Origin of the sequence: Plantactinospora sp. CA-294935, from assembly GCF_050936445.1 — a bacterium.
Lineage (GTDB): Bacteria > Actinomycetota > Actinomycetes > Mycobacteriales > Micromonosporaceae > Plantactinospora.
The window spans coordinates 494611-516401 of the sequence record NZ_JBNJMU010000001.1 but is presented as its reverse complement, the minus strand read 5'-3'; the positions used below and the strand labels follow the sequence as shown (position 1 = coordinate 516401).

23 protein-coding genes are annotated in these 21791 nt (G+C 71.4%); 15 read left to right on the top strand and 8 right to left on the bottom strand.

Going from position 1 to position 21791, the window contains the following annotated elements:
• Positions 1 to 47: 47 nt before the first annotated feature.
• Entirely contained in the window at positions 48 to 824 is a 777-nt protein-coding gene (locus ACQEVC_RS02380; protein ID WP_432872914.1) for an N-acetyltransferase, read from the top strand.
• Here the strand turns inward: ACQEVC_RS02380 and ACQEVC_RS02375 are convergent.
• Together ACQEVC_RS02375 and ACQEVC_RS02370 are read right to left on the bottom strand one after the other, a co-directional pair.
• Positions 802 to 990, bottom strand: coding sequence for a DUF397 domain-containing protein (locus ACQEVC_RS02375; RefSeq protein WP_432872912.1), 189 nt, complete (start codon positions 988 to 990; stop codon positions 802 to 804). The two genes, ACQEVC_RS02380 and ACQEVC_RS02375, sit on opposite strands and share 23 nt — an antisense overlap.
• Positions 981 to 1784: a helix-turn-helix domain-containing protein gene (locus ACQEVC_RS02370; RefSeq protein WP_432872911.1), complete on the bottom strand. Its 804-nt coding sequence runs from the start codon at positions 1782 to 1784 to the stop codon at positions 981 to 983. The genes ACQEVC_RS02375 and ACQEVC_RS02370 overlap by 10 nt, the downstream gene beginning before the upstream one ends.
• Positions 1785 to 2631: 847 nt before the next feature.
• Here ACQEVC_RS02370 and ACQEVC_RS02365 point away from each other — a divergent pair.
• Positions 2632 to 2847 (top strand): hypothetical protein, encoded by a 216-nt coding sequence (locus ACQEVC_RS02365; RefSeq protein WP_432872909.1) that lies wholly within the window; start codon positions 2632 to 2634, stop codon positions 2845 to 2847.
• Here the strand turns inward: ACQEVC_RS02365 and ACQEVC_RS02360 are convergent.
• Positions 2821 to 3363: an AAA family ATPase gene (locus ACQEVC_RS02360; RefSeq protein WP_432872908.1), complete on the bottom strand. Its 543-nt coding sequence runs from the start codon at positions 3361 to 3363 to the stop codon at positions 2821 to 2823. The genes ACQEVC_RS02365 and ACQEVC_RS02360 overlap by 27 nt on opposite strands.
• A 21-nt stretch (positions 3364 to 3384) precedes the next feature.
• Here ACQEVC_RS02360 and ACQEVC_RS02355 point away from each other — a divergent pair, with 21 nt between their 5' ends.
• The 3 genes from ACQEVC_RS02355 (at position 3385) to ACQEVC_RS02345 (ending at position 5193) form a co-directional block, all read left to right on the top strand.
• Complete coding sequence (locus ACQEVC_RS02355; RefSeq protein WP_432872906.1) at positions 3385 to 3891, top strand: hypothetical protein; 507 nt, start codon at positions 3385 to 3387, stop codon at positions 3889 to 3891.
• A 124-nt stretch (positions 3892 to 4015) separates the two neighbouring features.
• A complete protein-coding gene (locus ACQEVC_RS02350; protein WP_432872904.1) occupies positions 4016 to 4717 on the top strand; it encodes a class I SAM-dependent methyltransferase in 702 nt (233 codons plus the stop codon).
• Positions 4718 to 4800: 83 nt separating this feature from the next.
• The gene (locus ACQEVC_RS02345; protein ID WP_432872902.1) at positions 4801 to 5193 is read left to right on the top strand and encodes a hypothetical protein; all 393 of its coding nucleotides are present in this window, start codon (positions 4801 to 4803) and stop codon (positions 5191 to 5193) included.
• Between the two features lie 273 nt (positions 5194 to 5466).
• Here the strand turns inward: ACQEVC_RS02345 and ACQEVC_RS02340 are convergent, their stop codons facing one another.
• A complete protein-coding gene (locus ACQEVC_RS02340) occupies positions 5467 to 6969 on the bottom strand; it encodes a pentapeptide repeat-containing protein (RefSeq protein ID WP_432872900.1) in 1503 nt (500 codons plus the stop codon).
• Positions 6970 to 7245: 276 nt separating this feature from the next.
• Here ACQEVC_RS02340 and ACQEVC_RS02335 point away from each other — a divergent pair, with 276 nt between their 5' ends.
• Together ACQEVC_RS02335 and ACQEVC_RS02330 are read left to right on the top strand one after the other, a co-directional pair.
• Positions 7246 to 7593, top strand: coding sequence for a VOC family protein (locus ACQEVC_RS02335; protein ID WP_432872898.1), 348 nt, complete (start codon positions 7246 to 7248; stop codon positions 7591 to 7593).
• A 248-nt stretch (positions 7594 to 7841) separates the two neighbouring features.
• On the top strand, positions 7842 to 8315 hold the full coding sequence (locus tag ACQEVC_RS02330) for a hypothetical protein (RefSeq protein ID WP_432872896.1): 474 nt from the start codon (positions 7842 to 7844) through the stop codon (positions 8313 to 8315).
• A gap of 44 nt (positions 8316 to 8359) precedes the next feature.
• Here ACQEVC_RS02330 and ACQEVC_RS02325 read toward each other — a convergent pair whose 3' ends face one another.
• The gene (locus ACQEVC_RS02325; RefSeq protein WP_432872894.1) at positions 8360 to 8788 is read right to left on the bottom strand and encodes a hypothetical protein; all 429 of its coding nucleotides are present in this window, start codon (positions 8786 to 8788) and stop codon (positions 8360 to 8362) included.
• A gap of 224 nt (positions 8789 to 9012) precedes the next feature.
• Positions 9013 to 9333 (bottom strand): DUF6506 family protein, encoded by a 321-nt coding sequence (locus ACQEVC_RS02320; protein WP_432872892.1) that lies wholly within the window; start codon positions 9331 to 9333, stop codon positions 9013 to 9015.
• Positions 9334 to 9755: 422 nt separating this feature from the next.
• Between ACQEVC_RS02320 and ACQEVC_RS02315 the strand changes: the two genes are divergently transcribed.
• Positions 9756 to 10088, top strand: a complete 333-nt coding sequence (locus ACQEVC_RS02315; RefSeq protein ID WP_432872890.1) for a hypothetical protein — start codon at positions 9756 to 9758, stop codon at positions 10086 to 10088.
• Between the two features lie 93 nt (positions 10089 to 10181).
• Here the strand turns inward: ACQEVC_RS02315 and ACQEVC_RS02310 are convergent, their stop codons facing one another.
• Positions 10182 to 10379: a hypothetical protein gene (locus ACQEVC_RS02310; protein WP_432872888.1), complete on the bottom strand. Its 198-nt coding sequence runs from the start codon at positions 10377 to 10379 to the stop codon at positions 10182 to 10184.
• A gap of 97 nt (positions 10380 to 10476) precedes the next feature.
• On the opposite strand from ACQEVC_RS02310, the gene ACQEVC_RS02305 reads away from it, so the two are divergent.
• From ACQEVC_RS02305 to ACQEVC_RS02290, 4 genes are all read left to right on the top strand, one after another.
• Positions 10477 to 12012, top strand: coding sequence for an AAA family ATPase (locus ACQEVC_RS02305; protein ID WP_432872886.1), 1536 nt, complete (start codon positions 10477 to 10479; stop codon positions 12010 to 12012).
• A gap of 2 nt (positions 12013 to 12014) precedes the next feature.
• Positions 12015 to 13976 carry a hypothetical protein gene (locus ACQEVC_RS02300; protein ID WP_432872884.1) on the top strand — a complete coding sequence of 654 codons (1962 nt, stop codon included), beginning with the start codon at positions 12015 to 12017 and terminating at the stop codon, positions 13974 to 13976.
• Positions 13977 to 14057: 81 nt separating this feature from the next.
• Positions 14058 to 14528, top strand: a complete 471-nt coding sequence (locus ACQEVC_RS02295; protein ID WP_432872882.1) for a hypothetical protein — start codon at positions 14058 to 14060, stop codon at positions 14526 to 14528.
• A gap of 89 nt (positions 14529 to 14617) precedes the next feature.
• A complete protein-coding gene (locus ACQEVC_RS02290; RefSeq protein ID WP_432872880.1) occupies positions 14618 to 16189 on the top strand; it encodes a PQQ-dependent sugar dehydrogenase in 1572 nt (523 codons plus the stop codon).
• A gap of 70 nt (positions 16190 to 16259) precedes the next feature.
• Here the strand turns inward: ACQEVC_RS02290 and ACQEVC_RS02285 are convergent, their stop codons facing one another.
• A complete protein-coding gene (locus ACQEVC_RS02285) occupies positions 16260 to 17237 on the bottom strand; it encodes a GlxA family transcriptional regulator (protein WP_432890957.1) in 978 nt (325 codons plus the stop codon).
• A gap of 222 nt (positions 17238 to 17459) precedes the next feature.
• Here ACQEVC_RS02285 and ACQEVC_RS02280 point away from each other — a divergent pair, with 222 nt between their 5' ends.
• From ACQEVC_RS02280 to groEL, 3 genes are read left to right on the top strand one after another with little or no spacing between them, the layout of a single operon-like run.
• A complete protein-coding gene (locus ACQEVC_RS02280) occupies positions 17460 to 18827 on the top strand; it encodes an MFS transporter (RefSeq protein WP_432872878.1) in 1368 nt (455 codons plus the stop codon).
• A 57-nt stretch (positions 18828 to 18884) separates the two neighbouring features.
• On the top strand, positions 18885 to 19397 hold the full coding sequence (locus ACQEVC_RS02275) for a hypothetical protein (protein ID WP_432872876.1): 513 nt from the start codon (positions 18885 to 18887) through the stop codon (positions 19395 to 19397).
• Entirely contained in the window at positions 19387 to 21747 is a 2361-nt protein-coding gene (groEL, locus tag ACQEVC_RS02270) for a chaperonin GroEL (RefSeq protein WP_432872874.1), read from the top strand. Before ACQEVC_RS02275 ends, groEL begins: the two co-directional genes overlap by 11 nt.
• Positions 21748 to 21791: the final 44 nt, after the last annotated feature.

The window sequence follows — 21791 nt, the reverse complement described above, 5'->3', positions numbered from 1 at the left end:
GTGAAATTCGTGGCTCGAACTGCCTGGTCATGGCAGTATGCGCGGTCGTGACAGACCTCGACGCCATCCAGATCACCACGCTCGCCGAGCGGCCCGGGTTGACGGCCCGAATCTACGAGATCACCGACACCTGGCCGGTCTTCGCCGGCGAGGACCTGCTGGCGAGCGCGCTGCACCTGCGGGTACCCGGCGAGTTCCCGGAGTACTGCGTCGTGGCGACGGACGGCGACCGGGTCGTCGCGCGCGGGTTCGCGATCCCGTTCAACGCCGTGCTGAAGGGCCGGGAGGAGATGCCGGCGCAGGGCTGGGACGTGGTGCTGGTGTGGGCGTTCAACGACCGGCGCCGGGGGAACGCGCCGACCGTCGCCAGCGCGCTGGAGATCACGATCGACGTCGACTACCTCGGTCGGGGCCTGTCCCATCACATGGTGGCCGCCCTGCGGCAGGCGGCCGGGAGGCAGGGCCACGACGTGCTGCTGGCTCCGGTCCGCCCGACGGCCAAGCACCTGCAACCGCGCCTGCCGATGAGCGATTACATCCGCCAGCGGCGCGACGACGGCCTGCCGGCCGACCCGTGGCTGCGGGTGCACGTCAGGGCGGGCGGCACCATCGAGAAGGTCGCCCCCGCGTCGATGACGGTGGCCGGATCGCTGGCCCAGTGGCGGGAGTGGACCGGCCTACCCTTCGACCGCGACGGCGACATCGAGATCCCCGGCGGCCTGGTCCCGGTACGCTGCGCCCTCGCCCACGACTACGCCGTCTACGTCGAACCCAACGTCTGGGTACGGCACAGCACGCTGTCTACCGCCGGGGCAGGTCGCTGACGAAGGCCCGCCAGGCGTCCGGCCCGAAGGCCAGCGCCGGTCCACTCGGATCCTTACTGTCCCGCACCGCGACGACGCCGGTCAGGTTGTCGGCGACCTCCACACAGTTGCCGCCGGTGCTGTTGCTCCGGGTGCTCTTACGCCAGCGGGCTCCGGTCAGGTCCATGTCTCCGCCACCTCCGCGATCAGGTCGAGCGACTGCTGGTGCGGCAGTGCCACGCTCCGGACGGTCTCCCAGACATCGATCATATAGTTCACGTAGTCCGGCCGGTCGTCCATCTGACCGTGGCGGTGCCCGTCGAAGTAGACGACCGGTTCGCCGGCCGGTGGGGTGGCGAGCACGAACGAGCCGTCCAGCCCGGCGTAGGAGCCGGCTGAGGCCGGCACGACGTGGATCCTCATCTGCGGCACGTTCGTTCCGGTCTTGATCAGGTGCAGCAACTGCTCGCGCATCACCGTCCGATCGCCGATCGGGCGACGAAGCACGTATTCGTCGAGCACGAAGGTGAGCAGCGGTGGCTTCGTTCGGGTCAAGATGTCCTGCCGGTCTAGCCGGGCGGTCACCTGCTCTTCGACCTCCTCAACGGAGAGCAGTCCTGGCCCGGAGAGAACCGCCCGGGCGTATGCCTCCGTCTGCAACAACCCTGGGACGTAGGCCGGCTCGAACGAGCGCAGCGCCTTCGCCTCCTGCTCGACGCCGGCCCACTCTCGGAAGTACTGGACGACGGCTTCCCGGCTGATGCGTTTCTGGATGCGTACGAAGCGGCCGTCGGTGTTGAAGACCGTGTCGCAGCGTCGGGCGAAGTCGAGGCTCGGCCGGCGTTCGCAGCTCTCCACCTTGGCGACCATCGGCTGGGAGTAGTTGATCGTTTCGGCCAGTGCCGTCTGGGACATGTTGGCGGTGGCGCGGGCGAGCCGCAACTCCTCGGCGAAGTGTTCGAGCATCGGGGACCGTTCCATATGACTCCTCCATGACGAAGGGCGTACCAGGCGGGATAAACGCGGATACGCACGGGTCGTACCGATCGAGAAGCTCCTCAGCGTAGTGCCATCCACAGCAGAGTGTCACTAGCGGAACCGCTCGGAGCCATGGCATCGGAAAGGACGGGCGGAACCGCGCGGGGGCCGTCGGTTTCCCTTCCCCATCCGAGGCGGCCCCCGCTTCCACATATCGAGGAGGTGCCGGGTGTGAGCTGGTTTCGACGTACGCCGAGAATTCCCCGCCGGGACTGGCGACGGCTCTGGCGGTTTTGTCGGTGCGGGCACCGGTGGGGTTGTATCGGCACACTGCCATCGCCGGGGCCGTCGGTGCGTAGCCGGGTACGGCCGACGAACCGTGGCTACCTGCGCAACTGGAACGTCCCGACGGGTGCATACCGTGACCGGGTCCGCTGACGGTGCCGGCCGCCCCGGGGAGCGGTTGTCTGCCGGAGAGCCTTTAGAGCTGGGTGCACAAGCGGGGCACTCGGTGCCGGTGCGGCCCGGCCGTCGGTTGGGTGCACAAGCGGGGCACTCGGTGCCGGTGCGGCCCGGCCGTCGGTTGGGTGCACAAGCGGGGCAGCTCGACAGTCTCGCGAATGAGGTATTGCCGCCTGGACGCCGACGTGATGATCGGTTCCCGCCTGCCCGACGTACCCGTCGGGAAGTGGTGACGGCCGGCCGACGTACCCGTCGGGAAGTGGTGACGGCCGGCCGACGTACCCGTCGGGAAGTGGACGGACGGCCGGGACGGGCGCATCTGCCGCAACGGCCGATCTGGCTCTGCCGGGCCTGTGGCGCCGCCTGGCCATGCCCGGCGGCGCGTTCGGTGCTGCCGCTCGACCACGTCCGGGACCCGGCCGGCCTGACGACCTGGCTGGCCGAGGCGTTCGCGGCGGCGATGCGGGACCTCTACCTGCTCAACCCTGACCCGGGACCGGACCCGGCCCGGATGTACGCCCGGTTTCTGGGCTGGGTGACCCCGCGCCTGGACATCATCCGGCGGGAGCCGTCCGGCTCAGTCGGGCAGCCGGGCGAGGGGTAGCTTGGCCAGGATCTCGTCGACTGTCTCGTCCGGCGTCTGGTCGGAGTTGTCCAACCAGAGGCCGAGCCGTGGAGTGTCGTCGCGCACCGCCGAGTCCAGCGACTCGACCGTCCACTCGCCGTAGCCCTGCTTGTCCCGGCCCTGCTCGCGGCAGTGGATCACTTCGGGGCGCGGCACCAGCACTACCGCGTAGCGCGGCCGGGTGGTGACCAGGTCGAGGTAGTCGGCCCAGGCGGGGCCGAGGACGACATCCTGGAGTACGGCCGTGAAGCCGGCCCGGGCGTAGCCGTCGGCGGTCGCCGCCGCGAGTTGGTACCGCAGCCGGAGTTGCGCGGCCGCCTCGTCCGCCTCCTCGGGGGTGAACTCCCGGCGACCCGAGACGATCATGCGACGGAACACGTCACCCCGGACGTGCGCGGTGCGGGGCAGTCGCTCGGCGAGGCGTTGTGCCACCGTGGACTTCCCGGCGGCCATGGCTCCGGTCAGCACGACGACGGCGGACGACAGATCGATCATCTCGGGGGACGAAACTACACCATGACCAGGTACGACGGGAAAATCCATGTCTGCGAGCACCAGTACTATCTGCGCGACTCGGTGCAGACCGCGTTGCCGCCGTACCGGCTGGACGACACCGGGCTGGCCCGGTTCGCCGAGGACGGCGGCATCCAGGTGATCAGCGGTGCCAACACCGGCAGTCTGGCCATGAGTGTCGACCTGGTCGAGGCGGCGCCGCCCGTCCCGTTCGACGACTGGGACGAGATCGTCGAGGTCAGCTACGCCACCACGACCGGAGACGCCCAACTGCTCGGCTGGCCCGATGCTCCGCAGCGCTGGCTACCGGCGATCAGCCACGCCGGCCCCGGGACCTACCGGCTCAGATTCCACGCCCGGAATCGTGACGATCCCCGCAACGCCCGACCCTTCGAGATCGTGGAGGCGCACCACCTCGCCGTCTGGCCCGGCCCGGCGGCTCCGACGGTCGGGTACAGGTACACCGACGCCACCGATCGGTACTGGCGGTCGATCCGGGACACCCGCTGACGCTCGCGACCATGTTCGACAGTGGGTGAACAACCGCATCTTCGGGCTGGCCAGGCCGTCCGCGAGCCGGTTAGCTGGGGGATGCGAGGCAGTAACCAGGGAATACGCGGGAGGAAACGCCGCCGTGCCACCGCCACCCGAGGAGGTCATCGCCGGCCAGGCCGTCTACAACCGGCTGATGCTCGCCGGCTACGACGTGCTCGTGTTGGGCTTCCACTGCCGACTCGTCTGGCGGTGCGCCAAGCGACACATGCTGGACAACTACCGGCGCAACATCGGGGCCCGGCACGTCGAGTTCGGCACCGGCACGGCGTACTTCCTGGACCGCTGCGGCTTCCCGACCGGGACGCCGGAACTGACCCTGGTCGACCTGAACCCGACCGTGCTGCGGGTCAGCGCAGCCCGGGTTGCCCGCTACCACCCAGCCGTGGTGCGGGCGGACGTGCTCCAGCCGCTCCCGTTCGACGACGGCAAGCTCCGGACCGGTCACTACGACTCGGTCGGGGCGAACTTCCTGCTGCACTGCCTGCCCGGCTCCTGGGCCGATAAGGCCGCTGTCTTCGACAACGCGGCGGCGGCGCTCCGCCCCGGCGGCCGGGTCTTCGGCAGCACGATCCTCTCGTCCGGAGTGCCGGTCAACGCCCCGGCCCGGCGGCTGATGAAGGCCTACAACACCCGGGGTATCTTCCACAACACCGACGACGACCTGGCCGGGCTGCGCTGGCAACTCGACCAGCGATTCACCGACATCCAGCTAGCCGTACGCGGCTGCGTCGCCCTCTTCGAGGCCACAAAGCCAGCGCCGACGGAGGATCAGACCGGCTGACCGGAGCGGCTTGCACGAACGGCCTGCTCGGAACGGTTCCCTGGTCGGCCACAGATATTCAGCCTTGTATTAGCGTCGGGCCTGTGAAGGGCCGTCTCCTGCCAGACGAGCCGCTGACCGTGGAGCGCCTTGGCGCCCTGCTTCTCGGGGCGGACCAGGTGCGACGATGGCGGCTCGTGGCGGAGTTCCTGGAGGAGTACCGCTGGGAACCGGTCGAGTCGCGCGCCACTCTGTTGGCCGCAGATCCGGCGCCCACCGGCGACGAGCACTGGGACGTGTTTCTCGCGGCCTTGGCGGAGCACCTGTCGGCCAGAGACGGGCGCGGCGCGCCACAGTGGACTGAGACGCGCTCGCTGCGGCGGTTCTGGTTCCCCTTCAACACTCGGGCGGCCCGGGGCAAAGCGGTGGTGCACGCCCCAGCGGCGTTCCGACGTCGCGGTGTCTACGTTGCCGCTCAGGAGTTGAGCGTCAGGTGAGTGCCGCCGATCCGCTGCTTGGTTCTGACGGAGTAGGCCGGCTCCACCAGGACGGCATATCTGGCCCCACCGCAGGCCGACTGGCACCTTTTGTCGATTACCGAATGTAGTCACGGCCCACGCCTGCCGCGTGGCAACTGGCAGCTGACCACGCGTTGTCTGCGGCAGAAGAGTACGGCTCGCGCACCTCGGCCGGGTCCGGTCGCGACTATTCAAGGATGCCGCTCGTGCAGCAAGCGTACGACTGCCGCCGTGAGTCGCCTCGTACTACTACTACCGGTTCGGCTTACGGCTTCGGGCGCCGAGCGGCCTGCCGCTGTCCAGTACCTGTCCTGTGGACGGCTGCGCGTCGGCTGGCTGGTAATGAAGGCTGCTGTACTCGGGCCCGGGAATGACGAACCAACCATCGAGCCATCGGTCCCTTCGATCCTTGCGATTCGCTACGCGGCAGTTGCCGAGACCGATGGCGCCGGGGCCGTTTGGGTGGGTGGCCTGGTCGAACACGGCGTTCCCGGTGAAGATGGTCTCGTTGAAATCGGCGTTCCCGGTGAAGATGGCCTTGCCGAACTCGGCGTTTCCGGTGAAGGTGGCTCCGTCGAACTCGGCGTTCCCGCTGAAGGTGGCCTCGTCGAACCACGCGTCCCCGGTGAAGGTGGCCTCGTCGAACACGGCGTACTCGGCGAAGGTGGCCTCGTTGAACCCAGCGCTTCCGCTGAAGGCAGCGCCGGCGAACAGGGCGCTCTCGGTGAAGGTGGCTCGGCCGAATAGGGCATTCTCGCTAAAGCTAGCCTCCCAGAAGTCTGCGTCGCCGGTAAAGGTGGCGTTGTAGAACCGGGCGCCTCTGACCGCAGCGTTGTCGAATTTCCAGTCGATGAGGGTTGCGCCGGTGAGGTCGAGGTCGATGCGCGGCCAGAACTGCTGGCTGGGACTCGCTTCCAGTTCCGCGAAGTCAGCGGTGGGTGCGCCGTCGGGCCGGCGGAGGTGGGCGGCGAGGATTCGCTGGGCGGTGAGCCGTACCTGGAGTTCTTGGCGGGGGTCGCGGCCGGACTGGACATCGGCATCCGTGTTGGCTGGCGTGTCAGTGGGATTGGTGTCGTGCTGCTGGGCCCGTTGCGGTTTGCCGGGTGGGGTGTAGGGCATCCGTAGGTAGGCGCAGATGACGTTGACGATGGTTTGCCGCTGGTCGGTGTTGTTTTGGGCGACGCGTTCGAGGGCGTACAGCCCTCCGAGGCGGACGGCGGCGTCGGTGGAGCCGAGTTGTTCGACGGCCTTGGTGTAGAGCTCGGTGACGCGTTGTTCGGCGGCGTTGGTTTCGGCGTGCTGCTGCTTTCGTAGTTCGAGTTCTCGCAGTTGTTCATGCTTGCGGAGATCGAGGTCCTGTTTGCGTATCTCCAGCTGATGACTCTGCTCCGACAGTTGTTGCCGCCGAACGCTGAGCAGCAGCGCGGCGGCGGCTCCGCCGCCAGCGATGAAACCGAGTCCGTATTTGATAGCGCCGATTTGCAGGTTGGCGCGGTCGGCACCGTGGAGCCGGTTCGCGATTAGCCACATTATGGTCAGGCCGAGGATGCCGAGGCAGGCGACGAGGCAGGCGACGGTGAGGATCCCGTGGTCGGACAGCAGCCACGGCCACCGCAGGCCCTTGTCGACGGCGGCCTGCTGTTCGGGTTGCCGGACCGGCGGGTCGACGGGGGCGGGAACGGCCGGTACGCGGTCGGGGTGTTGCCCGTCGCGTTGGACGGGCGAGTGTCGGGGCTTGCTGCGGGGGTCTGTCACACCCTGATGTTGGCGGACGCGTGCACGCCGGGTCGCTGATATTTCCGTATGCCTTGTCGCAGTCGGGGCCGGGGCCGGGGTCGGGATCGGCGCGTTGGCCGCGCAGGAGGCCATCCACGAAGCGGGACGGCTCCGACCGGGAGGGCGGGCCCGGGCGGCGGCAGACCCCGATAACGCAACACATCATGGTTTGACCGCTCGGCAGCCTCCGTACAGGTGCCTGGTGAGTGGTGTCCACTACCCGTACGAGCGACACCACGCATGCCAAAATCCGGTATGAAGATTCGCCGTGCGGTACCCGATATCACCACCGTCGACCCGGTCGCGAGCAGCGGCTTCTACCAGCTCCTTGGCTTCCGGGAGGAGATGAACCTGGGCTGGGCGGTCAACCTGGTCTCACCGGCCAACCCCACCGCCCAGGTCGTCCTCATCACCAAAGATGCGGCGGCCTCGGTAAACCCGGACCTCAGCATGGAGGTCGATGACGTCAATGCCGCCTACGAGGCGGTACGCGCGACGGGCGCAGAGATCGTGCACCCGATCACCGACGAGCAGTGGGGCGTCCGGCGCTTCTTCGTCCGCGACCCAGACGGCAAGGTGGTCAACGTCGTCGGCCACCGCTGACCGGCAAAAGGGCCGACAGCCTATCGACCCTGTCGCGAGGGCGCGACCGGGCGGCGGACCAGCCACCGGAGGCTTGCGCCGCTTTCCGCGCCCGGCCAGCGGCAGAAGCGGATGTCCTATCACGTACTGGTTGGTCGGGCGGGTCGCCGGTGCGCGTTTCGGTCGTTCATCGTGCGTGGGCTCGGGGTATATCGAAACCGGCGACGCTGCCATGCCGTCTCACTCGCATGAGGGTGCGACGGATCGGCATGGTGCTCGTAGCGGTTCTGTCAGTGGCGGGCTGTTCGAACGTCTCCGGGCGCGCTCCCTACCTCACTCAGCCGGCCATTGCCTGTCCACCGGTAGACAGGCTGGCCGGACAACGCTCCGCAGACCCGTTGCCCGCAGACTTCCGGCCCGTCACGGCCGTCCGGTGCACTTTCCGACTTACCGTCGCGCAGTCCCCGAGTCCGCCCTCGTCGGGCCTCACCTGGGCTGCAGCACAGCGGGCCACCGGTCCGTTCGACGACCTCGTCGACGCACTGCGCCTACCGTCGCCGGAGACTACCGGCGACCTGGTGTGTCCGGCCATCTTCGTGATGCCGGTGTTGCTGGCACTGACGGACGCGTCAGGCAACACCGTCCTGCCGGCCTTGCCGGCTACCGTATGCCGCACCCCGCTTACCGAGGTGCAGTCGGCACTCGACGCGCTGCCGTGGGTGGAGATCGACCGTCGGCGGTGAGTTGGTCAGTACCACGCCGATCGCGGCAGGACGGAGTACCCGCCTCAGGGATGAGTGGTGGTTGCCGAAGGTGCTGCCCGTCGGTTCGCCGGCGCTGTGGTGTGGGTGGGCGGCTCGGCTTGGGGGGAAGGTAGCGCCGTCAGTGAGGGGTGCCAGGAAGCGAAGTCGTTAGGCGGACCCAAGACAAGCGCTGTCATATCCAACAGCCGTTGGTAGTAGCTCGCCTCGTAGCCGGCCAACCGCGGTACCACTCGGGCGAGGTCCTGCTCGCGTGCTGCAAGAACATCCCACCACCAATCATCGAGGTCGCCGCCGTTGATCAGCCACGTACTGATGCAGCCCGCGGCGTCGGCATCGAGCATGACCATCTCGACCCCAGCGATGTCGACGGCCGTCAGACGGGCAGGAAACGCAGCCTCCCTATGCGCTGCCCAGAGTTCGGTAACAGCCTTTATGCGGTCATCATCTGTCATCCGGAACAGCCCTCCGATCGCCGGGAACCTACAAGAGCGTAGGCGCACTACTTTCGGCATGAGCGCGCAGCTCCACGTAGCAGCACCAGCAGCCTCGCCCGGCACGCAACGCTACTTGACACCCGGCGAGATCAGGCTGCGGTGGGGCCAGTTGTGGCCGTCCCGGTGGAGCCGAGTTCATCCGTCATAGCCAGCTGCTGGACCGCGTTGCAGAGCTGGCCCACTCAGGCCGGTGAAGTCGCGTCGAACCGGGCGCTGTAGGCGGCGGCGCCGGCCACCGACTCCGCGCCGAAGGTGACGTGCCCGATCGGCACCCGGCCGCTCACCGCCTCGATCACCCGGGCGACGGCCGGTACCGAGAAGCCGCCGCACAGCTCGATCAGCTCGACGCCCTCCTCGACCAGCTCGACCGCGATCGACGCGGCCAGCGACTCGTCCGGTACGGGCACCAGCGACGTGCGCTGACCGGCCCGATCGACCACCACCCGGTCGGCGACCGGGTCGGCGCCGGGCTGCCCGTAGAGATAGGCCCAACTCGTGCTCATCGCGGCAACTCCTCTCCGTTCGGAGACACCATCGTCATACCTCGATATTGGTTGAGGTCAACCCTTTCCCCGCCAGGGGAACCGGCTCACTCCGGCACGTGAGGTCCGCGGCGCCGTGCGAACGCATGGTGAGGAGAGCGGGCACGGCAGGATTCGCCGGCCCGACAAAGTCGTGGAGGGAACGACGATGTCCCGCACCGAACCGACCGACCGGGCGGCGCCCCGGACCGTGCCGCCGCCACACCAGCACCAGGACCAGCACCGGACCGCTATCTGGCCGTCGGCGCCACCGGGCCGTACTCACCTGGCAGTTCCGTACCGCCGGGGCCTGTGGCCGGTGTGGACGCCGCCCCGGCGACGCGGGCTGGACCTCGGCGGAGTCGGCGGCCCGCTGGGGGCGCCGGGCGGTCTGGGTGGCGGCGGTGATCCCGGTGCTGTACGCGGTCGTCCGACTCGCCTGGGCGGCCGGCATCCCGCTCGGCATCACCGACGGGTTCCTCCGGGAGATGCACCGGACCGGTCTGGTCTGGGCCGGCGCCGGACTGGCCACGTTCGGGCTGGTCGGCGCGGTACTCACCCTCGGGCTGGTGCAGCGGTGGGGCGAGCGGTTCCCGTGCTGGATGATCGGGCTGGCCGGTAGGCGGGTGCCGATCAAGCTCGCCGTCGTCCCCGCCACCGGGGTCGCGGTCGCGATCACCGCCGCCACCCTGGCCTATCACCTGCGCCGCCGGGGCGCCTGCGACCACTGCGGCTGACCCTCGGCGCTGCGCCGGCTGCGACTGGGCCGGGACCTGCGCCGGCCCCGGGCGACTGGCGTGATCGCGGTCGCCCGGAGCCGGTGAGCGCAGTCACTCCCTGGCGCGGCTGCCTCCCGAGAGCGTGCCCACCAGCGTCCCGAACGTCACCCCGACCAGCGCGCCGAAGACCAGGCCCAGCGCGACGTTGCCGAGGAGCAGGCCGAGGAGCAGGCCGACCAAGGCGCCGAGTGAGATCCCGAGGCTCAGGCTGATGCCGAGTTTCGTCCCGTTTTCATTGGGTGTACTCATGCCCCTCCCCGTTCCGGCGGATCCGACGGTACCGGATCGATCTTGGCCGGTACGGTCGCGACCCGCGATCGACACGATCGAGAGCTAGCGTAGGTGCGTGACGGAAATTTCCCAGGTCCCACCGACCCCACCGGCCGAGCTTCCCGGCACCCTCGGCGAGCTGCGCGCCACCGGGCACCGGTACCGGACGGTCAAGCAGGAACTCCGGGACAACCTGCTGGCCCGGCTCCGGTCCGGCGAACCCCGCTTTCCCGGCATCGTCGGCTACGACGAGACCGTGCTCCCCGAGGTCGAGCGAGCCCTGCTGGCCGGGCACGACATGGTGCTGCTCGGCGAGCGCGGCCAGGGCAAGACCCGGCTGATCCGCGCCCTGGGCCAACTCCTCGACGAGTGGACCCCGGTGATCCGTGGCTCCGAGTTGAACGAGCACCCGATGCACCCGCTGACCCCGGCGTCCCGCCGGGCGGTGGAGGAGGGCGGCGACGCGCTGCCGGTCGGCTGGCTGCACCGGTCGATGCGGTACGGCGAGAAGCTCGCCACCCCGGACACCAGCGTCGGCGACCTGATCGGCGACGTGGACCCGATCCGGGTGGCCCAGGGCCGTACCCTCGGCGACCCGGAGACGATCCACTTCGGGCTGGTACCCCGGACCAACCGGGGCATCTTCGCCGTCAACGAGCTGCCCGACCTGGCCGAGCGGATCCAGGTGGCGCTGCTCAACGTGCTGGAGGAGCGCGACATCCAGGTACGCGGCTACCAGCTCCGGCTGCCGCTGGACCTGCTGCTGGTGGCGAGCGCCAACCCCGAGGACTACACCAACCGGGGGCGGATCATCACCCCGCTCAAGGACCGGTTCGGCGCCGAGATCCGCACCCACTACCCGCTCGACCTGGAGCTGGAGCTGGACCTGATCCGGCAGGAGGCGGCGCTGGTCGCGGCCGTGCCGGAGCACGTGCTGGAGGTGCTGGCCCGGTTCGCCCGGGCGGTGCGGGAGTCCCCGGCCGTCGACCCGCGCTCGGGTGTCTCGGCCCGGTTCGCCATCGCCGCCGCCGAGACGGTCTCGGCCGCCGCGCTGCGCCGGGCCGGACTGCTCGGTGCCGGTGGCCCGGACGGGCAGCCTGCCGCCGCTGCCGACACCGAGCCGGTGGCCCGGGTCGGTGACGCGGTCTCGGTGACCAGCACCCTGCGCGGCAAGGTCGAGTTCGAGAGCGGCGAGGAGGGCCGGGAGATCGAGATCCTCGGTCACCTGCTCCGGACCGCCACCGCCGAGACCTTCCGGGCCCGGCTGGCCGGGCTGGACGTCTCCGGCTTCACCGCGCTGGTCGCCGACGGCGCGATCGTCGAGACCGGTGAGCTGGTCGGCCCGACCGAACTGCTCCGGCAGGTCGGCACCGTACCCGGGCTGGCCAAGGCGCTGGACCGGCTCGGGCTGGGCGACGCGCCGACACCGGCGGAGGCGGCGGCCGGGATCGAGTTCGTACTCGAAGGGCTGCACCTGACCCGGCGGCTGGCCAAGGACGTGACCGACGAGGGACGTACCCGCTACGGCGGGCGCAGCCCCGACGGCGGCCGCGGCCCCGACGGCGGCCGCGGCCCCGGCGAGCGCTCGGCCCGCGACGACGACTGGGCCTGAGCGTGGCCGGCGGAAACCGATTCCGGTACGGCTCCTGGCGCGGCGGCCCCGACCCGCTCGCCCCGCCCTACGACGTGCGGGCAGCGGTGGACTCGGTCGGCGCCGAGGTGCTGGCCGGCGGCAGCCTGCGCGAGGCGCTGCGCAACCTGCTCCGACGCGGCCCGCAGGGCCGGGGCGGCCTGGACGACCTGGTCGCCCGGGCCCGGCGGATGCGCCGGGACGCGCTGCGCCGGGGTGACCTGGACGGCGCGGTGACCCGGGCCCAGGCCCTGCTCGACCAGGCGCTCGCCGCCGAGCGTGACGAACTGCGCGGCCGGGACGACGACAACGCCCGGTTCGCCGAGGCGGTGTTGGACAACCTGCCCTCGTCGACCGCCCGGGCGGTGGAGGAACTCTCCGGCTACGAGTGGGCCAGCGACGAGGCCCGGGCCGCCTACCAGCAGATTCTCGACGGGCTGCGCCGGGACGTGCTGGAGCAGCGGTTCAGCGGGCTGCGGGACGCGATGCGCGGTGCCGCCGATCCGCGCGCCCAACGCCAGCTCTCGGAGATGCTGCGCGACCTCAACGACCTGCTGGCCCGGCACGACCGCGGCGAGGACACCACCGACGCGTTCGCCGAGTTCATGCGGCGGCACGGCGAGTTCTTCCCGGAGAATCCGGAGACGGTGGACGAGCTGGTCGACGCGCTGGCCCGGCGGGCCGCCGCCGGTGAGCGGCTGATGCGCTCGCTGTCACCGGCCCAGCGCGAGGAGCTGTCCCGGCTGATGGAGTCCTCGCTCGGCCCGGAACTGGCCGGGCAGCTCTCCGCACTGGACGCCAACCTCCGCTCGCTCCGCCCCGACCTGGCCTGGGACCGCCGGGAGCGGGTCCGGGGCGACCAGCCGCTCGGCTACGGCGAGGCGACCGGGGCGCTCGGCGAGATCGCCGACCTGGACGACCTGCTGGACCAGCTCGGCCAGGAGCATCCGGGGGCGACCCTGGACGACATCGACGTGGAGTCGGTGCAGCGCAACCTGGGCCGGGACGCCGCCGACGACGTACGCCGGCTGCGCGAGCTGGAGCGGGAGCTGCGCCGGCAGGGCTGGGTGACCCGGGGCGCCGACGGGCTGACCCTGAGCCCGAAGGCCCTGCGCCGGCTCGGCGGTACGGCACTGCGCCGGATCTTCGCGGAGTTGCGCAGTGGCCGGCAGGGGCAGCACGACCTGCGTTCGGCCGGTGCCGCCGGTGAGGTGACCGGCGCGTCCCGGCCCTGGGAGTACGGCGACGAGCAGCCGCTCGACGTGGTGCGTACCCTCGGCCGGGCGGTCCGGCGCGGTGGTGCCGGGGTACCGGTGGCGCTGGCGGTCGAGGACTTCGAGGTGGTGGAGACCGAGCGGCGCGCCTCGGCGGCGGTGGCGCTCTGCGTCGACCTCTCCTTCTCGATGATCTCGGAGGGGCGCTGGGGTCCGATGAAGCAGACCGCGCTGGCGCTGTCGCACCTGGTCGCCACCAGGTTCCCGCAGGACGCGTTGCAGATCATCGGCTTCGGCCGGGAGGCGATGCCGCTGACCCAGCAGGAGCTGGCCGGGGTGGAGCCGGACATGGTGCAGGGCACCAACCTGCAACACGCGCTGATGCTGGCCGGTCGGCACCTGCGTCGGCACTCCGGCTCCGAGCCGGTGGTGCTGGTGGTCACCGACGGCGAGCCGACCGCACACCTCGATCCGGAGGCCGGCGGCGGGGTCTTCAACTGGCCGTCACTGCCGGAGACGATCCAGTTGACGGTCGCCGAGGTGGACAAGCTGACCCGGTACGGCGCCACGATGAACCTGTTCATGCTGGGCGAGGATCCCGGACTGCGCCGGTTCGTCGACGCGGTGGCGCGGCGCTGCGGCGGCCGGGTCTTCACCCCCGAGCTGGACGACCTCGGCGAGTACGTGGTCTCCGACTACCTGCGGGCGCGGCGCGGCCGGCGCGGTCGCTGACGACCGGTCGCGCCGGGCAGGCGACCGCCGGGTCCGGCGATACCCGGGTGCGGCACGGGAACTCTTCCTAGACTCGGTCGAATGGAGACGGCCGAGCTGCGCCGGGCGTACGCGGACCTGCTCGCCGAGGTCGACGGAGGTTCGTTCGGGCCACCGCCGCCGGGGGAGTTGACCGTCGAGGAGGTGCTGGTGCACCTCGCCGCCAACGACGAGTTGCTGACCGAGGCGACCGAGGCGGTGCTGGCCGGCTCGCCGTGGGCGTACTACGACGGGCAGTCGACGCTGCGCCCGCAGGTGGACGCGATGCTGCCGCGCGACGGCGGGCTGCCCGAGCTGGCCGCCCGGCTGCGGTCCACCAGCGAGCGGCTCTGCGCGCTGGTGGACCGGCTGGGGCCGGAGGCGGAGACGCCGGTCGACTCGCATCTGCGGGAGGGCTTCGAGCTGCACATCGAGGAGTCTCTGCCCTGGGGGCGGATGCTCGACATCCACGGCCGGATTCACCTGCCGGCGCACCTCGAACAGTTGCGCGCCATGCGTACCGACGTCCGGTAGTTGCGCGTGGGAGCGTTCCCACAATTCGGGACGTCGTGATCTAGCGATCGTTCGCAGCATTACCTTCCTGTTAACCGATGGGAGTGAATATGTTGCGACGTCAATCCGTCGGGCGCCTCTGCCTGGCCGGCGCGGCCGCCCTGATCGCCCCGCTCGTCGCGTTCGGCCCGCCGCCCGCCGCCGGACAGCCCGCCCCGGACCGGGCGGCGGTGGCCGCCGTGCCACCCCTGGACCAGCTCACCGTCAGCACCACCCAGCTCGCCTTCGGCCTTCAGCGGCCGACCGCGATCTTCGCTCCCGACGACGGCAGCGACCGGCTGCTGATCGCCGAAAAGCAGGGGACGATCCGGGTCTACCACCCGGACACCGGGCTGGCGACGGACCCGCTGCTCGACATCAGGGACCGGGTCGACACCTCCGGCAACGAGCGCGGACTGCTCGGCCTGGTCACCACGCCGGACTTCACGCAGACCCGGACCCTGTACGTCGCCTACACCGCACTGCCCGAGGGCACGGTCACGCTCTCCCGGTTCACCCTCGACACGGCCGGCCAGACGCCGGTCCCGCCGGACGGGGAGCAGGTGATCCTGACCCAGGCACACGCCCAGTTCTCCAACCACAACGGCGGGCACGTCGCCTTCGGTCCGGACGGCTACCTCTACTGGAGCATCGGCGACGGCGGCGGTTCGGACGACGTACTCAACTCGGGGCAGAACCTGAACACCCTGCTCGGCAAGATCCTCCGGCTCGACGTGAACCGCTCCTGCGACGCGCGGCCGTACTGCGTACCGGCGGACAACCCGTTCGTGGGCACCGCGAACGCCCGGCCGGAGATCTGGACGTACGGGTTGCGCAACCCGTGGAAGTTCTCGCACGACCTCGGCGGGGACGGCTCGCTCTGGATCGCCGACGTCGGGCAGGGCACCTACGAGGAGATCGACCACCTGGGCGCGGACCAGGCCGGTGCCAACCTCGGCTGGTCCTGCCGGGAGGGGCCGCAGGTCTTCGACCCCGACCGCTGCCAGGCCGGCGCCGAGTACGTCGAGCCGATCTACTCGTACCGCACCTCCACCGACGGCTGCGCCGTGATCGGCGGGTACGTCTACCGGGGCGAGGAGTACGCCGACATCGCCACCGGCACCTACCTGGCCACCGACTACTGCTCCGGTACGGCGTTCGTGGTGCGGCCCCCGGCCACCCCCGGCGGGGCGTACGAGACCCGGGCGCTGACCGAACTGACCATCCAGCCGACCAGCCTCGGCCAGGACGCCAACGGCGAGCTGTACCTGGTGAACGACCTACCGGGCCAGCTCCACAAGATCGAGTTCGGCACCACCGCCCCGCCGGCCGCATGCCGGATCGGCTACCGGGTCGACCAGCAGTGGGGGACCGGCTTCAACGCGACCGTGACGGTCACCAACACCGGCACCCAGCCGGTCAGCGGCTGGACGGTGGGCTGGACCTTCCCCGCCGCGCAGCGCGCCGGCACCTTCTGGAACGCCAGCGGCAGCCAGTCCGGCGCGGTGGTGACCGCCCGGAACACCAACTGGAACGGGAACATCGCGCCGGGCGGCACGGTCCAGTTCAGCTTCCTCGCCTCGAACACCGGCCCGAACCCGGCACCGACCGCCTTCACCCTCAACGGCAGCACCTGCGCCTGACACCGCGAGCGGTCCGTCCACAGGGCTGCGATCCGCCAAGGGGCCCCGCCGCACCGGCGGGGCCCCTTCGCTACACCTGTCCCGGGTCGGCACCGACGGCCCGGGGCGCCCGGAAGGTACGCCGGTAGGCGGTCGGCGGCACCCCGATCCGCTGGTGGAGCTGTTGCCGCAGCGCGGCGGCGGTGCCGAAGCCGGACCGCCGGGCCACCTGGTCGACGCCGAGATCGGTGGACTCCAGCAGCAGCCGGGCATGCTCGGTGCGCTGCCGCAGCAGCCACTGCGCCGGACTGAGGCCGGTCTCCTCGCGGAACCGCCGGGTGAAGGTCCGGACGCTCATGCTGGCGTGCGCGGCCATCTGCGGCAGGGTCAGCGGCTCGTGCAGCCGGTGCTGGACCCAGTCCCTGGTCCGGCCGGTGCCGGTGGCCGCCGCGTCCGGCAGCGGTCGTTCGATGTACTGCGCCTGCCCGCCGTCCCGCCAGGAGGGCACCACGCAGCGCCGGGCGGAGCGGTTGGCGACCCCGCTGCCGTGGTCGGTCCGGATGACGTGCAGGCACAGGTCGAGGCCGGCCGCCACCCCGGCCGAGGTGAGCAGGTCACCGTCGTCCACGAAGAGCACCTCGGGATCGAGCCGGACCCTCGGGTGGAACCGGCGGAACCGGTTGGCGTACGCCCAGTGGGTGGTGGCGACCCGGTCGTCCAGCAGCCCGGCGGCGGCGAGGACGAACGCGCCGGTGCAGATCGACATGATCCGTACGCCCCGGTCGTGCGCCTCGCGCAGCACCGTGCGGATCTCCGGGTCGACGGTGCCGTCGGTCAGCGGCGGGCCGTCGTGGATGCCGGGCAGCACGATGGTGTCGGCATCGGCCAGGATCTCCAGCCCGTGGTCGGGCAGCACCTGGAACCCGGCGGTGCTGCGCACCGGCCGGCCGCCGGAGGTGCAGGTGGTGACGGTGTAGAGGGACTCCCCGTCGGCGTCACGGGCAGTGCCGAAGACCTGGGCCGGAGTGCCGAGGTCCAGTCCCACCACCCCGTCCAGGGCGAGCACCACGACCCGGTGCGGCCGGGGTGGTGCCGGCCGCCGGCCGGATCGACCCGTCCCCGGCTCGCCCGTCCCCGGGCGTCCGTCCGGCGAGTCCTCCGGTGGCCTGCCCGCCGGACTGTTCTCCGGCGATCTGCCCGCTGACCTGTTCTCCGGCGACCTGCCCGCCGGCGTGATGGTGGTCACCCGCTGCTCCGCTCTCCAGTGCCGTTGGCCCAATTCTTGCGCATCATGGCTGTCCGGCCACTCGTCCGGGGTCCCGCCGGCCCGCAGACTCGTCGGGTGAGATCCCGTCGCCTGCACCCCGCCTGGCTGGTCGCCGCCGTCGCCTTCGTCGCGCTGGTCGGTGCCGCCGGGTTCCGGGCCACCCCGTCCGTCCTGCTGCACCCGCTGCACGAGGAGTTCGGCTGGCCGCTGGCCACCATCTCGGCCGCGGTCTCGGTCAACCTGCTGCTGTTCGGGCTGACCGCACCCTTCGCCGCCGCCCTGATGGACCGGTTCGGCATCCGGCGGGTGGTGGCGGCCGCGCTGACGCTGGTCGCCGCCGGCAGCGGGCTGACCGTGTTCATGCGGACCAGCGCGGAGCTGATCCTCTGCTGGGGCGTACTGGTCGGGCTGGGTACCGGGTCGATGGCGCTCGCCTTCGTGGCCACGGTGACCGGGCGGTGGTTCGTCAAGCGCCGGGGACTGGTCACCGGGGTACTCACCGCCGGTGGCGCCGCCGGGCAGCTCGTCTTCCTGCCACTGCTGGCGAACCTGGTCGAGGCGTACGGCTGGCGGACCGCCGCGCTGGTGGTGGCCGGCTCGGCGCTGGCCGTCGTACCCCTGGTGGGGTGGCTGCTCCGGGACCACCCGGCGGATCTCGGCCTGCCGCCCTACGGCGCGACCGAGGTCGTGCCGGCGCCGGCCCGGACCGGCGGGGCGGCCACCCGGGCGCTCGGCGCGCTGCGCACCGCGGCCCGGACCCCGGCGTTCTGGCTGCTGGCCGGCGGCTTCGCGATCTGCGGCGCCTCGACGAACGGCCTGGTCGGTACGCACTTCATCCCGGCCGCGCACGACCACGGGATGACCGAGACCGCCGCCGCCGGCCTGCTCGCCCTGGTCGGGCTCTTCGACATCGCCGGCACCATCGCGTCGGGCTGGCTGACCGACCGGTTCGACAGCCGGGTGCTGCTCGCCGGCTACTACGCGCTGCGCGGGCTGTCGCTGCTGGTGCTGCCGAGCCTGTTCAGCGGCTCGACCGAGCCGAGCATGCTGGTATTCGTGATCTTCTACGGGCTGGACTGGGTGGCCACCGTGCCGCCGACGGTGGCGCTGTGCCGGGAGTACTTCGGGGCCAGCGGTGCCGTGGTGTTCGGCTGGGTCTTCGCCGCTCACCAGGTCGGGGCGGCGGTGGCGGCCACCGGCGCCGGGCTGATCCGGGACCAGCTCGGCAGCTACACCCTGGCCTGGTACGCCGCCGGGGCGCTCTGCGCCGCCGCCGCGGCCTTCTCGATCCTGCTGCGCCGCCGCCCGGGCCAACCCGGCGGGCCGGACGCGCCCGCCGCCCCCGCCACCTCGTTGGCCGGACGATCCGGCGCACCGGTGTCAGCAGGCTGACGGGACAGTGTCGGTAACCCGACAGGACATTACTCATGGTTACGACACCATTACTCTATGAATGCTGGTGTGCTCACCCTGGTGGTTTCCGGGCCGGTCCCCGGTAGCGCGCGCGGCGACGCCGAATCCGCCTCCGCGCTGGCTCGGGAGCTGCACACCCGGACGATCCTGCACGTCGTCCGGCCCGGTGTCGACGATCCGACGTTCCCGCCCGACCCCGACACACCGCCCGGCCCCGAGGCGCCACCCGAACTCGGCGGATTGCCCGGTCGCGGCGACCTGCCCGACCTCGGCGGGTTCGGCGGCACCGGCACGTTCGCCCGCAAGGGCGGCGGTGCCGGGTCACTGGCCGAACTCGTGGTCACCGGCCTCTTCTCGGCCAGCACCGTCGCGGCGCTGGCCCAGGTCGCGGTCGCCTTCCTCGAACGCGGCGCCGCCCGGCGGATCACCCTGCGGGACGGCCGGCGCACCCTGACGATCAGCGCGCCCGGCGAGGACACCGAGCAGATGGTGGTCGAGTGGCTCGGCGTGCCGCCGACACAGAGCGGCCCCGGCTCCGGTGCGGATTAACCCGCCGGCCGGCCGTTACGCGCTGCTGGTCGCGGTCGGCGAGTACGACGACCCGTCGCTGGACCAACTCCGGGCTCCCGAGCAGGACGTGGAACGGCTGGCGGCGGTGCTGGAGGACCCGTCGGTGGGCAACTTCACCGTGCGCACCCTGCAGGACGCCTCCGACCAGGAGGTACGCCGGGAGATCGAGGATCTGCTCACCGACCGGGTCAACGACGACCTGGTGCTGCTCTACTTCTCCTGCCACGGCATCGTCGACCCGTTCCACCGGCTCTACTTCGCCGCCGCCAACACCGTGCGGACCCGACCGGCCAGCACCGCCATCTCCCGCTCCTTCGTCAACGAGCAACTGGAGGCGTGCCGGGCCGCCGCCAAGGTCCTGGTGCTGGACTGCTGTTTCGCCGGTGCGTTCGCCGAGGGCTTCAAGGGCGCGCCGCAGGGTGCGCTGGAGGGCCAGGTCGGCCGGGGGTACGTGGTGATCAGCGCCTGCGACAGCTACGAGTACGCCTTCGAGTCCGACGGCCTGGTCGAGTCGGCGCCCCGTGGCTCGATCTTCACCGACGTGCTGCTGGAGGGGCTGGCCACCGGCGGTGCCGACCTGGACGGCGACGGCCGGGTCGGCGTCGACGAGCTGTTCCGGTACGTCCACGACGGGGTGGTCCGCCGCCGGCCGGACCAGAAGCCGAAGTGGAGCGCGTACAACGCCGAGCCGCACATCTATCTGGCCACCGTGCCGCCGACGGCCAACCTGCCCGCGGCCGGCGAGGGCCGGCCGGGCGGAGTGGTCGAGGCGACCGCCTCGGCGGTGCCCCGGCCCAGCAACTTCAACCGGCACCAGGCGATCGTCGCCCGCGGCTTCCGGGCCGGCGCCGACCTGGTACGGCGTACCTTCGGGCCGCTCGGCCGGCGGGTACTGGTCGAGGACGCATCCGGGGCGTACCACGAGCTGGCCGACGCGGCGAGCGTGGTACGGCTGTTCACCGCGTACGACACCCGGGACGCGATCGGCGCCAGCTATGTCCGGGAACTGGTGGAGGGGGTACGGCACCGGGTCGGCGACGGCGCCACCACCACCGTGGTACTGGCCCAGGCCATGCTGGACGGTGCCTCGGCGGCGCTGCGGGCCGGCGCCAACCCGGTGGCGCTGTGCCGGGGGATCGAGTCGGCCGCCCTGGCCGTCCTTTCCGAACTCGGCGACCTGGCGGTGCCGGTGGAGACGAAGGAACAGCTCAAGATGGTCTCCACGATCGCCTCCGGCGACGAGGTGATCGGCGACCTGCTGGCCACCGCGATGGAGCGGGTCGGCAAGGACGGCGTGGTGATCGTCGAGGAGAGCAACCTCTTCGGGCTCGAACTCGAACTCACCAGGGGGACGAGGGTGCCGGCCGGGCACGTCTCGCCGTACTTCGTGACCGACCCCGAGGAGGCCGAGGCGGTACTCGACGACCCGTCGATCCTCATCGTCGACCAGCGGCTCTCCGCCGTACCGGAGTTGCAGCCGCTGCTGGACGAGGTCGGCCGGTCCGGCCGGCCGCTGGCGGTCTTCGCCCGGGACGTCCGGGACGCCGCCCTGACCGCGCTGATCGTCGGCAAGATGCGGCACACCCTCAACTCGGTCGCGGTCCGGCTGCCCTGGCCGGACGAGGAGCGCTGCACCGTGATGGCGGACCTGGCGCTGCTCACCGGGGCGCAGGTGGTCGGCGACGCCGAGGGCGGGCTCGCCGCCGCCACCGCGCAGGTGCTCGGTGGTGCCCGGAAGGTGATCACCACCCGCCGGGACACCACGCTGGTGGACGGTGCCGGCGATCCGGACCTGGCCCGGCGCCGGGTGCAGGGGCTGCGGGCCGAGTTGGCGCGGCAGGCGGCCGGGCGCGACCGGGAACTGCTGCGGGAGCGGCTGGCCCGGCTGGGTGGCGGGGTGGCGGTGATCCGGGTCGGCGAGTCGACCGAGGGGCAGCTCAAGAAGCGCAAGCGGCAGATCGACGACGCGGTACGCAACGCCAAGGCGGCCGTCGAGTGGGGACTGGTACCCGGCGGCGGGGCGGCCCTGCTCACCGTCGCCGGTCGGATCGGGCCCCGGCTGCCGCCCGGCGGTGACGAGGCGCTCGGCTACGCGGTGGTGGTCGACGCGCTGGTCGCGCCGTACGAGGAGTTGATGCGCAACGCGGGGCGGGACCCGGAGGCCGGACCGGCCGACCTGTGCCGCCGTGGTCCGGGGGTCACCTTCGACGTGGTGGCCGGGGCGTACGTCACCGCGTTGGACGCCGGCATCGTGGACGCGGCCGCGACGCTGCGCCAGGCGGTCACCGCCGCGGCCGGGGTGGTGACCCGCTACCTGATGATCGGCTGACCGCGTCGCGGGTCTGCTGGGGGTTCCGGCCCGCGGGTGGTGCG

What these genes read in the sequence shown, in the direction of transcription:
- ACQEVC_RS02375 (WP_432872912.1), bottom strand. Translation starts at nt 990, where the DNA reads ATGGACCTGACCGGAGCCCGCTGGCGTAAGAGCACCCGGAGCAACAGC.
- ACQEVC_RS02370 (WP_432872911.1), bottom strand. Translation starts at nt 1,784, where the DNA reads ATGGAACGGTCCCCGATGCTCGAACACTTCGCCGAGGAGTTGCGGCTC.
- ACQEVC_RS02360 (WP_432872908.1), bottom strand. Translation starts at nt 3,363, where the DNA reads ATGATCGATCTGTCGTCCGCCGTCGTCGTGCTGACCGGAGCCATGGCC.
- ACQEVC_RS02355 (WP_432872906.1), top strand. Translation starts at nt 3,385, where the DNA reads ATGACCAGGTACGACGGGAAAATCCATGTCTGCGAGCACCAGTACTAT.
- ACQEVC_RS02335 (WP_432872898.1), top strand. Translation starts at nt 7,246, where the DNA reads ATGAAGATTCGCCGTGCGGTACCCGATATCACCACCGTCGACCCGGTC.
- ACQEVC_RS02330 (WP_432872896.1), top strand. Translation starts at nt 7,842, where the DNA reads ATGGTGCTCGTAGCGGTTCTGTCAGTGGCGGGCTGTTCGAACGTCTCC.
- ACQEVC_RS02325 (WP_432872894.1), bottom strand. Translation starts at nt 8,788, where the DNA reads ATGACAGATGATGACCGCATAAAGGCTGTTACCGAACTCTGGGCAGCG.
- ACQEVC_RS02320 (WP_432872892.1), bottom strand. Translation starts at nt 9,333, where the DNA reads ATGAGCACGAGTTGGGCCTATCTCTACGGGCAGCCCGGCGCCGACCCG.
- ACQEVC_RS02310 (WP_432872888.1), bottom strand. Translation starts at nt 10,379, where the DNA reads ATGAGTACACCCAATGAAAACGGGACGAAACTCGGCATCAGCCTGAGC.
- ACQEVC_RS02295 (WP_432872882.1), top strand. Translation starts at nt 14,058, where the DNA reads ATGGAGACGGCCGAGCTGCGCCGGGCGTACGCGGACCTGCTCGCCGAG.
- ACQEVC_RS02290 (WP_432872880.1), top strand. Translation starts at nt 14,618, where the DNA reads ATGTTGCGACGTCAATCCGTCGGGCGCCTCTGCCTGGCCGGCGCGGCC.
- ACQEVC_RS02280 (WP_432872878.1), top strand. Translation starts at nt 17,460, where the DNA reads ATGGCTGTCCGGCCACTCGTCCGGGGTCCCGCCGGCCCGCAGACTCGT.
- ACQEVC_RS02275 (WP_432872876.1), top strand. Translation starts at nt 18,885, where the DNA reads ATGAATGCTGGTGTGCTCACCCTGGTGGTTTCCGGGCCGGTCCCCGGT.